Source organism: Enterobacter cloacae complex sp. P15RS (genome assembly GCF_014895905.1).
GTDB classification, from domain to species: domain Bacteria; phylum Pseudomonadota; class Gammaproteobacteria; order Enterobacterales; family Enterobacteriaceae; genus Enterobacter; species Enterobacter quasihormaechei.
On record NZ_JADBQL010000028.1, the window covers coordinates 1 to 13,141 of the forward strand.

Below are 13,141 nucleotides of genomic sequence, written 5' to 3' on the forward strand. Positions count from 1 at the left end.
ATCCTGCACGACCCACCAATTTTAATGTCTTACTCAGATGTTAAACGTGAAGGATAACGTTGCTTTAGCAACGGCCCGAAGGGCGAGGCGAAGCCGAGTCATCCTGCACGACCCACCAATGTAAAAAGGCGCCCTAAAGGCGCCTTTTTGCTATCTGTCGTTCCCCAGTGCTTTGTAGGTCGGGTAAGGCGAAGCCGCCACCCGACAAATGCTGCCGGCATCAATTCCCGATGACATTCCACCTAATATTCGCTATCTTGTTTAGTATATAAAACACCAGTGCCGTCATTTTTGCTATCTTCCGCAAAACAAAGGCAATATTGTTAAGCCAGTAAAACGAGAAGCCATAATGAGTGTGATGTTTGATCCCGAAGCCGCAATTTATCCCTTCCCGCCGAAGCCAGCGCCGCTAAGCCGGGATGAGAAGCAGTTCTATCGTGAGAAAATTAAGCGCCTTCTTAAAGCGCGTGATGCGGTGATGGTGGCGCATTACTACACTGACCCGGAAATTCAGCAGCTGGCAGAAGAGACGGGCGGCTGTATCTCAGACTCGCTGGAGATGGCGCGTTTCGGCGCGAAACATCCTGCCTCTACGCTTCTCGTTGCGGGCGTTCGTTTTATGGGTGAAACGGCAAAAATCCTCAGCCCGGAAAAAACGATTCTGATGCCGACGCTGAATGCCGAATGCTCCCTCGATCTCGGCTGCCCGATTGATGAGTTCACCGCCTTCTGTGATGCTCACCCTGACCGTACCGTCGTGGTCTACGCTAACACCTCCGCTGCCGTCAAAGCCCGGGCAGACTGGGTAGTGACGTCCAGTATCGCCGTTGAGCTGATTGAACATCTGGACAGCATGGGTGAAAAAATCATCTGGGCGCCCGATCGCCATCTGGGAAACTACGTGCAAAAACAGACCGGTGGGGATGTGCTGTGCTGGCAGGGTGCCTGTATCGTCCACGATGAGTTCAAGACCCAGGCGCTGACCCGGATGAAAGGCTTATATCCGCAGGCCGCGATTCTGGTGCACCCGGAATCCCCGCAGTCGATCGTCGAGATGGCGGACGCCGTCGGCTCAACCAGCCAGTTAATTAACGCGGCAAAAACGCTGCCACACAAGCAGCTCATCGTGGCGACCGATCGCGGTATTTTCTACAAAATGCAGCAGGCCGTGCCGGAAAAAGAGCTGCTTGAAGCGCCAACCGCCGGAGAAGGGGCGACCTGCCGTAGCTGCGCGCACTGCCCGTGGATGGCGATGAATGGCCTCAAAGCCATTGCGGAGGGGCTGGAGAACGGTGGCGCTGCGCATGAGATCCACGTGGATGCTGCCCTGCGTGAAGGCGCGTTAATTCCGCTTAATCGCATGCTGGATTTTGCGGCTACACTACGTACTTAACTTATTACGCCCCGGAGAAAAAATGGATTTTTTTAGTACACAGAACATCCTGGTTCACATCCCCATCGGTGCGGGCGGCTATGACCTGTCGTGGATTGAAGCGGTAGGTACGCTGGCCGGTTTACTCTGTATCTGGCTGGCTAGCCTTGAGAAGATCAGCAACTATGCGTTCGGGCTGATTAACGTTACGCTGTTTGCGATCATCTTCTTTCAGATCCAGCTCTACGCCAGCCTGCTTCTACAGCTGTTCTTCTTCGCGGCCAACATCTACGGCTGGTATGCCTGGTCGCGGCAAAACAGCCAGCAGGAGGCGGAGCTGCAAATCCGCTGGCTGCCGTTGCCAAAAGCCCTCGCCTGGCTCGCGGCCTGCGTGGTGGCTATCGGCCTGATGACCGTCTTTATCGATCCGGTATTTGCCTTCCTGACGCGCGTGGCGGTCGCGGTGATGTCGGGGCTGGGATTGAACGTCACCCTGCCAGAACTTCAGCCGGACGCCTTCCCGTTCTGGGATTCCTGCATGATGGTGCTGTCGATTGCGGCGATGATCCTGATGACGCGTAAATACGTTGAGAACTGGCTGTTGTGGGTGGTGATTAACGTGATTAGCGTGGTGATTTTTGCCCTTCAGGGCGTTTATGCCATGTCGCTGGAGTACATGCTGCTGACCTTCATTGCTCTCAACGGCAGCCGCATGTGGATTAACAGCGCGCGTGAGCGTGGCTCTCGCGCGCTTTCCCGTTAATGGTGATGTGCGTGTGAGTGGCCGGACTGCGCCTCGTTAAGGTGGCAGTCTGGCCCGCTGCAAGGCTGGTACTCCATCTGGATAGTGGAGTGCGCGATCTCATAGTGATGCTCAAGGAAATGCTGAATACGTTCAAGGAGCGCGTCGTGATCGTGGGGCGGAACAACCTGAACGTGCAGCGTCATAAGCGGTTTTTCGCCAACCAGCCAGACGTGAACGTGATGAACGTTACGAACCTCAGGAATGGAGCGACTCAGGTTGCGCTTCAGTTCGCCAATATCCAGTGACGTGGGCGCGCCTTCGAGCAGCTCATTTACACTCTCCTTCAACAGCCGCCAGGCACTGCGCAGTACCAGGCACGATACCAGCACGGAAAGAATCGGGTCGATAGGGGTCCAGCCCGTGCCCATAATGATCAGCGCGGCCACAATCGCACCAACAGAACCCAGCAAATCACCGAGCACGTGAAGCGCCGCGGCCCGCACGTTCAGATTTTTTTCGCTGCTGCCGCGGTGCAATATCCAGAACGCCAGAATATTGGCAACCAGGCCGGCAATGGCAATCACCATCATCGTTGTCCCGGCTACCGGTTGAGGATGCCGAAAGCGCTGAAAAGCTTCCCAGACGATGAGTATGGTAATCACCACTAAGGCAATCGCATTCACAAAGGCGGCAAGCGTGGTCAGCCTGAGCCAGCCAAACGTATGGCGAGCATTGGGCGGGCGACGGGCAAACTGCACGGCCAGCAGCGCGAAGAGCAGCGCCGCGGCATCGGTAAGCATGTGTCCGGCATCGGCCAGCAGCGCCAGCGAGCCGGAAATAAGACCACCGATGACCTCAATAACCATAAACGTGGCGGTGACCGCAAATGCCAGCAGAAGCCGTTTGGCGTTTTCATCGCCGGAAGAGGGAGAATGGGAGTGGGAATGCGCCATGATATCTTTCCTGATTTATTATTATTTTTAGTGTAGCGTTTTTAAGTGCTTAAATAAAAAAGGAGAGCATGCGCTCTCCTTATTTCTTCTTAGACAGGCTTACTGGGTGGTGCCGTCCGTTTTGGTATTGGCATCGCTACCCACTTTGTCATTGGGGTCCGGACATTTACCGTCTTTACACATCGAGTTTTTATGAACCTCATCGTTGGTCATGCCGTCGTGGTTCATGGTGCCGGTATTCGTACCGCCGGTGTTAGTATTGCCCGTGTTGATATTGCTGTTATCAACATTATTTGGCGCAATATTCTGTTTTGCATCCGGCGCAACCTGGCCTGCTTCGGCAGCAGCATTCGCGTCACCGTTGCTGCCGGATGAACCTGCATCGGCTGCCAGCACGCTGCCGCTTGCCAGGGTAAGGGTTGCCGTCAGGAAAAGCGTAGTCAGTTTCGTCATTTTCATCATGGTGCTCCTGTTCTTATCGTTACGCTGGATAACATTCTCCAACAGTGCATCTTGTTCAGTGGCGAAAGATCCCGGATTTCTGCGCGAGGGCAGAATGGAATCGCGTATAAATATTTAAATTCAGCTGTTACAAGTAAAAAGTTTAGGCCAGATCTCATTTTTCGCTATTTTGTGGTGAATTTTAGGCGAATTCCAGGAATTATCTGCGTGAAGTGTAAAAGCCCGTTTACACTTCAAGGCCGACAAGTTAGATTGAAAGCATTGCTTTCATTACTAAAGATATGGCAGAGCCGGAAAGAAGATGAATTATCAGAACGACGATTTACGTATTAAAGAGATCAATGAGTTATTACCTCCCGTAGCGCTCCTTGAAAAATTCCCCGCCACTGAAAATGCCGCCAACACGGTGTCTCATGCCCGCAAGGCGATCCACAAGATCCTCAAAGGTAGCGACGATCGTCTTCTGGTGGTGATCGGGCCGTGCTCTATTCACGATCCTGCTGCGGCCAAAGAGTATGCGTCACGACTGCTCACCCTGCGTGAAGAGCTGAAGGACGAACTGGAAATCGTGATGCGCGTCTATTTCGAAAAACCGCGTACCACCGTGGGCTGGAAAGGGCTGATTAACGATCCGCACATGGACAACAGCTTCCAGATCAACGATGGTCTGCGCATTGCGCGTAAGCTGCTGCTGGAAATTAACGACAGCGGGCTGCCGGCGGCGGGAGAATTCCTGGATATGATCACGCCGCAGTATCTGGCTGACCTGATGAGCTGGGGCGCCATCGGCGCGCGCACCACGGAATCTCAGGTTCACCGCGAGCTGGCGTCTGGCCTCTCATGCCCGGTGGGCTTCAAAAACGGCACGGATGGCACCATCAAGGTCGCGATTGATGCCATCAATGCGGCTGGCGCGCCGCACTGCTTCCTGTCGGTGACCAAGTGGGGCCACTCGGCGATTGTGAATACCAGCGGTAACGGCGACTGCCATATCATTCTGCGCGGCGGTAAAGAGCCTAACTACAGCGCAAAACACGTGGCGGAAGTGAAGGCGGGTCTGGAGAAAGCGGGACTGGCGCCGCAGGTGATGATCGATTTCAGCCATGCGAACTCCAGCAAACAGTTCAAAAAGCAGATGGAAGTCGGGGCGGATGTTTGTCAGCAAATCGCCAACGGTGAACGCGCGGTGATTGGGGTGATGATCGAGAGCCATCTGGTGGAAGGCAACCAGAATCTTGAGGGCAGCGAACCGCTGGTCTACGGTAAGAGCGTGACGGATGCCTGCATTGGCTGGGAAGATACCGATGCGATCCTGCGACAGCTGGCGGATGCGGTAAAAGCGCGTCGCGGCTGAGTCTGTCGCGGGCAATAAAAAAGCGTGGATGGCTCCACGCTTTTTTTATGTCCGGCGAAAATTACTTCGCTTTACCCTGGTTCGCCACTGCCGCCGCTTTTGCAGCGATTTCGTCGGCGTTACCCAGATAGTAATGTTTAACAGGTTTGAAGTTCTCGTCGAACTCGTACACCAGCGGTACGCCGGTAGGGATGTTCAGCTCGAGGATCTCATCTTCACCCATGTTGTCCAGGTATTTCACCAGCGCGCGCAGGGAGTTACCGTGAGCAGCGATAATAACGCGCTCGCCGCTTTTCAGGCGCGGCAGAATGGTTTCGTTCCAGTAAGGCACCACGCGGTCGATGGTCAGCGCCAGGCTTTCGGTCTGTGGCAGTTCAGCCTCAGTCAGCTTCGCGTAGCGCGGATCGTGACCCGGGTAGCGCTCGTCATCTTTGCTCAGCTCTGGAGGCGTTACCGCGAAACCGCGACGCCACTGCTTAACCTGCTCGTCACCGTATTTCTCTGCGGTTTCCGCTTTGTTCAGACCTTGCAGCGCACCGTAGTGACGCTCGTTCAGTTTCCAGGATTTCTCAACCGGCAGCCAGGCCTGATCCAGCTCGTCCAGAACGTTCCACAGGGTATGGATGGCACGTTTCAGCACAGAGGTGTAAGCAAAGTCAAAGGTGAAGCCTTCTTCTTTCAGCAGTTTACCTGCCGCTTTTGCTTCGCTCACGCCTTTCTCGGACAGATCAACGTCATACCAGCCGGTGAAGCGGTTTTCATTGTTCCACTGGCTTTCGCCGTGGCGCACCAGGACAAGCTTAGTATTAGCCATTTCTTACTCCTCAAGCATTTTGAATGATAACAATTCTCATTATATTGCCGTGACTGTGCCAGCAGCAACGCTTAACCCTAACCATAGCGAAAATAGTTCGAGAGTGTAAGATGCATGTGAATCCAGGGTTATGATTTTGTCTGCGATCGCCGCTATTTTCAGCAAGCGGAGATAAAAAAGCCCTCGCGGTGAGGGCCTGGCTTTTTTGCCGGACGGCGCTTCGCTTATCCGGCCTAGATTCATAGGCCCGTGCAGGCGCAGCGCCGCCGGGCGTTAAGCGCGCGGAATGAAATGATACTCGGTAACGCTCGTGTACTCTTCACCCGGACGCAGTACGCAGTCCGGCTGCGGCCATTCTGGATGGTTAGGGCTGTCCGGCAGGAATTCGCTCTCCAGCGCCAGACCTTGCCAGGCGGCGTAGTCGTTATGTTCACGCGCCGTGGTGCCCTCCAGGTAGTTGCCGGAGTAGAACTGAAGGGCAGGGGCGGTGGTGTAGACCGTCATCTGTAACTTCTCATCCGCAGACCAGACCTGTGCGGCAGGTTGAGAAAGATCGCCTTTCGCCTGCAACAGGAAAGCGTGGTCGTAGCCCTTCACCTTGCGCTGATCGTCATCACTCAGAAAATCCTGGGCGATGGTTTTCGGCTGACGGAAATCAAAGCTATTGCCGCTTACCGGTTTCAGCCCCTGGTACGGGATACCCATCTCATCGACCGGCAGATACGCGTCCGCCAGGATCTGGAGTTTGTGGTTACGGACATCGGTCTGGTTGCCGTCAAGGTTGAAGTAAGCGTGGTTAGTCAGGTTGACCGGGCACGGCTTGTCGACCGTCGCGCGGTACTCAATGGCGATGCGATTATCCCCGGTCAGGGTGAAGCGCGCGGTTGCGGTCAGATTGCCCGGGAAACCCTGGTCACCGTCGAGGGAGTCCAGAGAGAACCAGACCTCACCATCATTTTGCTGCACAATCTTCCAGCGGCGTTTATCAAACCCTTCCGGACCGCCGTGCAGCTGATTTTCACCCTGGCTTGAAAGCAGGGAATATTCTACGCCGTCCAGCTCAAACCGGCTTCTGGCGATGCGGTTGGCGTAGCGGCCTATGGACGCGCCAAGAAAAGCGTTCTGCTCAATATACTGCTCGGGGGATGCGCAGCCGAGCAGGGTTTCGCGCACGCTGCCGTCAGGCATGGGGACGCGGGCAGAAAGTAGGGTTGCGCCCCAGTCCATCAGCGTAACCACCATCCCGGCGCTGTTGCGCAGGGTTAACAGGCGATACGGCAGACCATCCGGTGCGAGTGTAGGTATTTCGTTTAGCACTGTCCGGCTCCTTGTGATGCTTTGCAGACATAGAAAGTTTCTTTGATGCCCGTTTTGGCTTCATACTGTTTCGCCACGGCGTCCTGAACGGCAGGGACCAGCTCTTCCGGCACCAGGGCGACGACGCAGCCGCCAAACCCACCGCCGGTCATACGCACGCCGCCTTTGTCGCCAATCGTGGCTTTCACAATTTCAACCAGAGTGTCGATTTGCGGCACGGTGATTTCAAAATCGTCGCGCATGGAGGCATGCGATTCTGCCATCAGTTCGCCCATGCGCTTCAGGTCACCTTTAGCCAGCGCGGAGGCGGCTTCTACGGTACGGGCATTTTCCGTCAGCACGTGACGCACGCGCTTCGTTACGACCGGATCCAGCTCGTGGGCAACCTTGTTAAATTCATCGAGAGAAACATCACGCAGGGCCGGCTGCTGGAAGAAGCGCGCGCCGGTTTCACACTGCTCGCGGCGGGTGTTGTACTCGCTGCCCACCAGGGTGCGTTTGAAGTTACTGTTGATGATCACCACCGCCGCACCTTTTGGCAGCGGAACCGCTTTGGTGCCGAGCGAGCGGCAGTCAATCAGTAACGCATGCTCTTTCTTGCCCAGCGCGGAAATAAGCTGATCCATAATGCCGCAGTTGCAGCCCACGAACTGGTTTTCTGCTTCCTGACCGTTGAGGGCGATCTGCGCGCCGTCCAGCGGCAGATGATAAAGCTGCTGGAAAACGGTGCCGACCGCCACTTCAAGCGATGCAGAAGAGCTTAATCCTGCTCCCTGCGGCACGTTGCCGCTGATGACCAGATCGGCCCCGCCGAAATCCTTGTTACGCTTCAGAAGATGCTTTACCACGCCGCGCACATAGTTCGACCACTGCTGGCTGTCGTGGGTCACGATCGGCGCGTCGAGGGAAAATTCGTCCATTTCGTTGCCGTAATCCGCGGCGATCACCCGCACCATACGATCTGAACGTTTCGCGCAGCCGATCACCGTCTGGTAGTCAATGGCGCAGGGCAGCACAAAACCGTCGTTATAGTCGGTGTGCTCGCCAATTAAATTAACGCGGCCTGGCGCCTGAATAACGTGGGTGGCAGGGTAGCCAAATTTTTCAGCAAACAGGGATTGTGTTTTATCTTTCAGATTCATTTTTAGACTCCTGATTCGCGGTAATGGACGTCGCTAACGGCACGCAGACGTTCTGCCGCCTGTTCCGCCGTCAGGTCGCGCTGGGTTTCCGCCAGCATTTCATAGCCCACCATGAATTTACGTACCGTTGCTGAGCGCAGCAGCGGCGGGTAGAAATGCGCATGCAGCTGCCAGTGTTGATTCTCTTCGCCGTTAAACGGCGCGCCGTGCCAGCCCATGGAGTAAGGGAAGGAGCACTGGAAGAGGTTATCGTAACGGCTGGTCAGTTTTTTCAGCGCCAGGGCAAGGTCGTCTTTCTGCGCGTCGCTGAGGTCGGTAATGCGCAGGACGTGGGCTTTTGGCAGCAGCAGCGTTTCAAACGGCCACGCCGCCCAGTACGGCACCACGGCAAGCCAGTGCTCGGTTTCCACCACGGTGCGGCTGCCGTCCGCCAGCTCACGCTCGGTGTAATCCACCAGCATCGGTGAACCGTTCTCTGCGAAATAGGCTTTTTGCAGCCGGTCTTCACGTTCGGCTTCGTTCGGCAGGAAGCTGTTCGCCCAGATCTGGCCGTGCGGGTGCGGGTTAGAGCAGCCCATCGCCGCGCCTTTGTTTTCAAACACCTGCACCCACGGATAGGTCTGGCCCAGCTCCGCCGTTTGCGCCTGCCAGGTGCTGACAACCTCTTTCAGCGCCTCAACGCTCAGCTCCGGCAGCGTTTTGCTGTGGTCGGGAGAGAAGCAGATCACGCGGCTGGTGCCGCGGGCGCTTTCGCAGCGCATCAGCGGGTCGTGGTTTTCCGGCGCGTCCGGCGTGTCGGTCATCAGCGCCGCGAAATCGTTTGTGAAAACGAAGGTGCCCTTGTAGTCCGGGTTTTTATCGCCCGTCACGCGCGTGTTGCCCGGACAGAGGAAGCAGTCCGGATCGTGCTGTGGCAGCGTCTGTTTTGCAGGCGTCTCTTGCGCCCCCTGCCAGGGGCGCTTGGCGCGATGCGGTGAAACTAAAATCCATTGCCCGCTGAGCGGGTTAAAACGACGATGCGGGTGATCGACGGGATTAAATTGCGTCATGACAAATCCTTAGTCCGGATAGCCCTGCGGATGGCGTGACTGCCAGTGCCAGGTATCCTGTGCCATTTCATCGAGCGTGCGGGTGACACGCCAGTTAAGCTCTTTATCCGCTTTGGAGGCATCGGCCCAGTAAGCCGGAAGATCGCCATCGCGGCGCGGCGCGAAGTGGTAGTTCACCGGCTTGCCGCAGGCTTTGCTGAAGGCATTCACCACATCCAGCACGCTGCTGCCGACGCCGGCGCCGAGGTTGTAAATATGCACGCCCGGTTTATCCGCCAGCTGCTGCATCGCCGCCACGTGGCCGTCGGCCAGATCCATCACGTGAATGTAATCGCGCACGCCGGTGCCGTCTTCGGTGGGATAGTCGTTACCAAAAATCGCCAGGGAGTCGCGACGCCCTACGGCAACCTGCGCGATATACGGCATCAGGTTATTAGGAATGCCCTGCGGATCTTCGCCCATGTCGCCTGACGGATGCGCGCCAACCGGGTTGAAGTAGCGCAGCAGCGCAATGCTCCACTCAGGCTGGGCTTTTTGCAGGTCGGTCAGGATCTGCTCCACCATCAGCTTGCTTTTGCCATACGGGCTTTGCGGCGTACCGGTCGGGAAGCTTTCAACGTAAGGAATTTTTGGCTGGTCGCCGTAGACGGTCGCGGAGGAGCTGAAGATAAAGTTTTTCACGTTTGCCGCACGCATGGCGGAGATCAGACGCAGGGTACCGTTGACGTTGTTGTCATAGTACTCAAGCGGTTTTGCTACCGATTCGCCCACCGCTTTCAGGCCTGCGAAGTGGATAACGGTTTCAATCGCGTGATCGTGAAGGATTTCAGTCATCAATGCTTCATTGCGAATATCGCCTTCCACGAAAGTCGGCTGTTTTCCCGCAAGGCGCTCAATGACCGGCAGCACGCTGCGCTTACTGTTGCACAGGTTATCAAGAATGACGACGTCGTGACCGCTTTGCAGCAGTTGCACACAGGTATGACTACCTATGTAACCGCTACCACCTGTTACCAGAACTCGCATATTTCGCTCCATTAGGCTTATGGTATGAATTAACCATAGCATATCAGAGACGCGAAAAGTGTGACATGGGATAAAATAGTGGTATCGTTTACACAGGGTTTCACACGCGCTTTTTCACAGACTTCGTGCATTTTAGATCAAAGAGATAGAGAAGTATTGTTGCGGGTTGTCTGAAAAGCGGAGGGCGGCGCCCTCCACGGGTTAATCGATTTTGCTTAGCAGGTAGCGGTAATGCTCGCCGTCAGGCACAAATTCCAGCCGATGGGTCATGCAGGACGGGGCGTCTTCAGCATGGTGGGAGACAAACAGCAGCTGGGTTTCGCCTTCGCTAATCAGTACATCCACAAAGCGTCGGATCAGCTGGCGGTTAAGCGGATCCAGTCCCTGCAACGGTTCGTCCAGAATCAGCAGCGTAGGGTGTTTGACCAGCGCGCGGACGATCAATGCCAGCCGCTGCTGCCCCCACGACAGGCTGTGGAAGGGCGCATCGGCTACCCGATGGTCCATGCCCAGAATATCCAGCCACTCCTGCGCCAGCTTGCGCTGCTTGTCCGATACCGCCTGATAAATACCGATAGAATCAAAGAAGCCGGACAGGATCACGTTGCGCACCGTGGTGCTCACGCGGTAGTCCAGATGCAGGCTGCTGCTGACATAGCCGATGTGCTTTTTGATCTCCCAGATGGTTTCCCCGCTGCCGCGGCGGCGACCGAAGAGGGTTAGATCGTTGCTGTATCCCTGCGGATGATCCCCGGTGATCAGGCTCAGCAGCGTGGATTTACCCGCCCCGTTGGGGCCGACGATCTGCCAGTGCTCACCGGGATTAACCGTCCAGCTGAGGTGATTAAGAACAGGGCGATCGTCGTAGGCAACCACACCATCGCGCAGCACGATGCGCGGCTGATCGGGATCAAGCCCGTGTCGCGCCGATGGCGCATCCGGCTCCGGCAGGGCGATACCGTCCAGCTTTTCGCTGTGCGCCAGCTGCGCAATCAGCGCCTGCCGGAGCAGTCCGGCTTTCTCGCCGGTTTCGGTCAGGCTACAGTCAGCCAGCACGCCCGCATAATGGACGAAATCAGGGATCTCATCAAAGCGGTTAAGGACCAGCACAAGCGTGTATCCCTGCTGGTTAAGCGTTGCCAGCAACGCGGCCAGCTGCGCGCGGGATTGCACATCCAGCCCGTCAAACGGTTCATCCAGAATCAGGAGTTCCGGCTCGCTCATCAGCGCCTGGCACAGCAGCGTTTTGCGCGTCTCGCCGGTAGAAAGGTATTTGAAACGGCGGTTAAGCAGGGCGGTAATGCCAAATTGCTCCGCCAGCTGCTGGCAGCGTACAGGGTCTTTAATTTCATCCTGGATAATCTCCGCCGTCGTGCGGCCGGTATCTTCTTCACCGGGGCTGAGCAAATCGGTATTGTTACGCTGCCACTCATCGCTGACCAGCTTTTGCAGCTGTTCGAAGGAAAGGCGCGTCAGCCGGGTAAACGTGCACCGACGCTCACCCTCCAGCTGGGTTAATTCACCCGCCAGGGCGCGGGCCAGCGCCGATTTTCCGCTGCCGTTCGTGCCCACAAACGCCCAGCTTTCTCCGGCGCGCAAGGTTAACTCTGGCAGCGATAAGGTACGGGTATCGCTAAGACGAAACGTGCCTTGCGAAATATGCAATGATGACATGTGTTATCCCATTTTTTGCAGCAACAGATGTCAGGGATACCCAGAGTCGTCAGGGTTGTCAATGCGCTTAGCATAATGTGGCGATAATTACCCGGTCGGCATTGAAATATGCGGTCACCACAGCACCTTCGACTAATTCAGCCGCGTCGTTCACCGGAACGGTGGCGCAGAGCGACTGTCCATCCGGCAGGGTCATCAGCACTTCACACTGTTCTGCGCCGCGTTCAATGTGGCTGATTTCACCGCGTAGCTGGTTGTCGGCCTCTGCGGCCTGCTCAGGGTTCAGCGCGATGCCGATCCAGGGCGCTTTAAGTAATACCAGCACCTCCTGACCTTCATTCAGCCCGAGGCGCTGACCGCTTTGCGCGGTGATGGCGGCTTTAAGGCGCGTCGTACCGTCCGCCAGCAGGATCTCAATATGCTCCTGCACCTGCGAATGGTCGCGTCCCGTCACCGTACCAAACCACTGATTGCGGGCGCTGGTCTGTAATGAAAAACGGGAGATGGCGCCCAGCAGGCTGTCCAGCGGCAGATTGTCGTCATCGCTCAACACATCAAAGGCTTTTTGCTGGATCTGCGCCAGTAAATCGTAGAGCTGGATCAGACGTTGCCCGTAACGCGTCAACACGGCGCCGCCGCCGCCTTTCCCGCCTGTGGCGCGGTCAACCAGCGTTTGTTCGCTCAGGGTGTTCATGTCGTTAATCGCATCCCAGGCGCTTTTATAGCTGATACCGGCGTTTTTGGCGCCCTGGCTAATCGAGCCAGTTTGTTCTATTTGTTTTAACAGGGCGATGCGTCGCGGATCGGCGAAAAGCTTCTGCTGAAGGCGTAGGGTGAGGAGAATTTCAGCCTGCATAACGGGGTCCCGGCAAAAAGGCTATTGTGACCCAAATGCCCTGATGCGAAAAGCGCACCGCACAAAAGGGGATGTTTTTCTTACTTTTCAGGGTAGAATAAGCCGTTCACAAGATCTGGAGAAAACCATGTTAGAGTTGTTGAAAAGTCTGGTATTCGCGGTAATCATGGTGCCAGTAGTGATGGCTATCATCCTCGGTGCCATCTACGGCCTGGGTGAAGTGTTCAACGTCTTTTCGAACATTGGTCATCGTCGTGACCAGCCTAAAAAGCAGCAATGATTTCCTCCAAAACGCCCGGTCAGTCCGGGCGTTTTGCTCTCAAGTTTATTTCTCTCCCGCCGATATCTTTTACAACGTTCCTTGAGTTTACGCACTA

Annotated in this window: 13 protein-coding genes; 4 read left to right on the plus strand and 9 right to left on the minus strand. The window is 56.0% G+C overall.

Going from position 1 to position 13,141, the window contains the following annotated elements; genetic code table 11:
- Nucleotides 1–349 precede the first annotated feature (349 nt).
- Together nadA and pnuC are read left to right on the plus strand one after the other, a co-directional pair.
- Complete coding sequence (nadA, locus tag IM267_RS17100; RefSeq protein ID WP_193033881.1) at nucleotides 350–1,393, plus strand: quinolinate synthase NadA; 1,044 nt, start codon at nucleotides 350–352, stop codon at nucleotides 1,391–1,393.
- A 22-nt stretch (nucleotides 1,394–1,415) separates the two neighbouring features.
- Nucleotides 1,416–2,135, plus strand: a complete 720-nt coding sequence (gene pnuC / locus IM267_RS17105) for a nicotinamide riboside transporter PnuC (protein WP_102751473.1) — start codon at nucleotides 1,416–1,418, stop codon at nucleotides 2,133–2,135.
- Here pnuC and zitB read toward each other — a convergent pair.
- Nucleotides 2,132–3,070 (minus strand): CDF family zinc transporter ZitB, encoded by a 939-nt coding sequence (gene zitB, locus IM267_RS17110; RefSeq protein WP_102751474.1) that lies wholly within the window; start codon nucleotides 3,068–3,070, stop codon nucleotides 2,132–2,134. The genes pnuC and zitB overlap by 4 nt on opposite strands.
- Before the next feature lie 99 nt (nucleotides 3,071–3,169).
- Complete coding sequence (locus tag IM267_RS17115) at nucleotides 3,170–3,529, minus strand: protein YbgS (RefSeq protein ID WP_063449330.1); 360 nt, start codon at nucleotides 3,527–3,529, stop codon at nucleotides 3,170–3,172.
- Between the two features lie 304 nt (nucleotides 3,530–3,833).
- Between IM267_RS17115 and aroG the strand changes: the two genes are divergently transcribed.
- Nucleotides 3,834–4,886 (plus strand): 3-deoxy-7-phosphoheptulonate synthase AroG, encoded by a 1,053-nt coding sequence (aroG, locus tag IM267_RS17120; protein WP_107534944.1) that lies wholly within the window; start codon nucleotides 3,834–3,836, stop codon nucleotides 4,884–4,886.
- 61 nt (nucleotides 4,887–4,947) lie between these two features.
- On the opposite strand, the gene gpmA is transcribed toward aroG, so the two are convergent.
- The 7 genes from gpmA to modE all read right to left on the minus strand — a co-directional run bounded on the left by gpmA (nucleotide 4,948) and on the right by modE (nucleotide 12,764).
- Nucleotides 4,948–5,700: a 2,3-diphosphoglycerate-dependent phosphoglycerate mutase gene (gpmA, locus tag IM267_RS17125; protein ID WP_006809557.1), complete on the minus strand. Its 753-nt coding sequence runs from the start codon at nucleotides 5,698–5,700 to the stop codon at nucleotides 4,948–4,950.
- A gap of 273 nt (nucleotides 5,701–5,973) precedes the next feature.
- The gene (gene galM, locus IM267_RS17130) at nucleotides 5,974–7,017 is read right to left on the minus strand and encodes a galactose-1-epimerase (RefSeq protein ID WP_063866128.1); all 1,044 of its coding nucleotides are present in this window, start codon (nucleotides 7,015–7,017) and stop codon (nucleotides 5,974–5,976) included.
- Nucleotides 7,011–8,159 carry a galactokinase gene (gene galK, locus IM267_RS17135; RefSeq protein WP_063449327.1) on the minus strand — a complete coding sequence of 383 codons (1,149 nt, stop codon included), beginning with the start codon at nucleotides 8,157–8,159 and terminating at the stop codon, nucleotides 7,011–7,013. The genes galM and galK overlap by 7 nt, the downstream gene beginning before the upstream one ends.
- A 2-nt stretch (nucleotides 8,160–8,161) precedes the next feature.
- On the minus strand, nucleotides 8,162–9,208 hold the full coding sequence (galT, locus tag IM267_RS17140; RefSeq protein ID WP_193033882.1) for a galactose-1-phosphate uridylyltransferase: 1,047 nt from the start codon (nucleotides 9,206–9,208) through the stop codon (nucleotides 8,162–8,164).
- A 9-nt stretch (nucleotides 9,209–9,217) separates the two neighbouring features.
- Complete coding sequence (gene galE, locus IM267_RS17145) at nucleotides 9,218–10,234, minus strand: UDP-glucose 4-epimerase GalE (RefSeq protein ID WP_063449325.1); 1,017 nt, start codon at nucleotides 10,232–10,234, stop codon at nucleotides 9,218–9,220.
- Nucleotides 10,235–10,435: 201 nt separating this feature from the next.
- A complete protein-coding gene (gene modF, locus IM267_RS17150) occupies nucleotides 10,436–11,908 on the minus strand; it encodes a molybdate ABC transporter ATP-binding protein ModF (protein WP_193033883.1) in 1,473 nt (490 codons plus the stop codon).
- A 67-nt stretch (nucleotides 11,909–11,975) separates the two neighbouring features.
- Entirely contained in the window at nucleotides 11,976–12,764 is a 789-nt protein-coding gene (gene modE, locus IM267_RS17155; RefSeq protein WP_063866133.1) for a molybdenum-dependent transcriptional regulator, read from the minus strand.
- Nucleotides 12,765–12,891: 127 nt separating this feature from the next.
- Between modE and IM267_RS17160 the strand changes: the two genes are divergently transcribed.
- Nucleotides 12,892–13,044, plus strand: a complete 153-nt coding sequence (locus IM267_RS17160) for an AcrZ family multidrug efflux pump-associated protein (protein WP_003858549.1) — start codon at nucleotides 12,892–12,894, stop codon at nucleotides 13,042–13,044.
- Nucleotides 13,045–13,141: the final 97 nt, after the last annotated feature.

Bases quoted from the DNA above. Each gene is read 5' to 3' on its own strand.
- nadA (WP_193033881.1), top strand. From the start codon at position 350: ATGAGTGTGATGTTTGATCCCGAAGCCGCAATTTATCCCTTCCCGCCG.
- pnuC (WP_102751473.1), top strand. From the start codon at position 1,416: ATGGATTTTTTTAGTACACAGAACATCCTGGTTCACATCCCCATCGGT.
- zitB (WP_102751474.1), bottom strand. From the start codon at position 3,070: ATGGCGCATTCCCACTCCCATTCTCCCTCTTCCGGCGATGAAAACGCC.
- IM267_RS17115 (WP_063449330.1), bottom strand. From the start codon at position 3,529: ATGAAAATGACGAAACTGACTACGCTTTTCCTGACGGCAACCCTTACC.
- aroG (WP_107534944.1), top strand. From the start codon at position 3,834: ATGAATTATCAGAACGACGATTTACGTATTAAAGAGATCAATGAGTTA.
- gpmA (WP_006809557.1), bottom strand. From the start codon at position 5,700: ATGGCTAATACTAAGCTTGTCCTGGTGCGCCACGGCGAAAGCCAGTGG.
- galK (WP_063449327.1), bottom strand. From the start codon at position 8,159: ATGAATCTGAAAGATAAAACACAATCCCTGTTTGCTGAAAAATTTGGC.
- galT (WP_193033882.1), bottom strand. From the start codon at position 9,208: ATGACGCAATTTAATCCCGTCGATCACCCGCATCGTCGTTTTAACCCG.
- galE (WP_063449325.1), bottom strand. From the start codon at position 10,234: ATGCGAGTTCTGGTAACAGGTGGTAGCGGTTACATAGGTAGTCATACC.
- modF (WP_193033883.1), bottom strand. From the start codon at position 11,908: ATGTCATCATTGCATATTTCGCAAGGCACGTTTCGTCTTAGCGATACC.
- modE (WP_063866133.1), bottom strand. From the start codon at position 12,764: ATGCAGGCTGAAATTCTCCTCACCCTACGCCTTCAGCAGAAGCTTTTC.
- IM267_RS17160 (WP_003858549.1), top strand. From the start codon at position 12,892: ATGTTAGAGTTGTTGAAAAGTCTGGTATTCGCGGTAATCATGGTGCCA.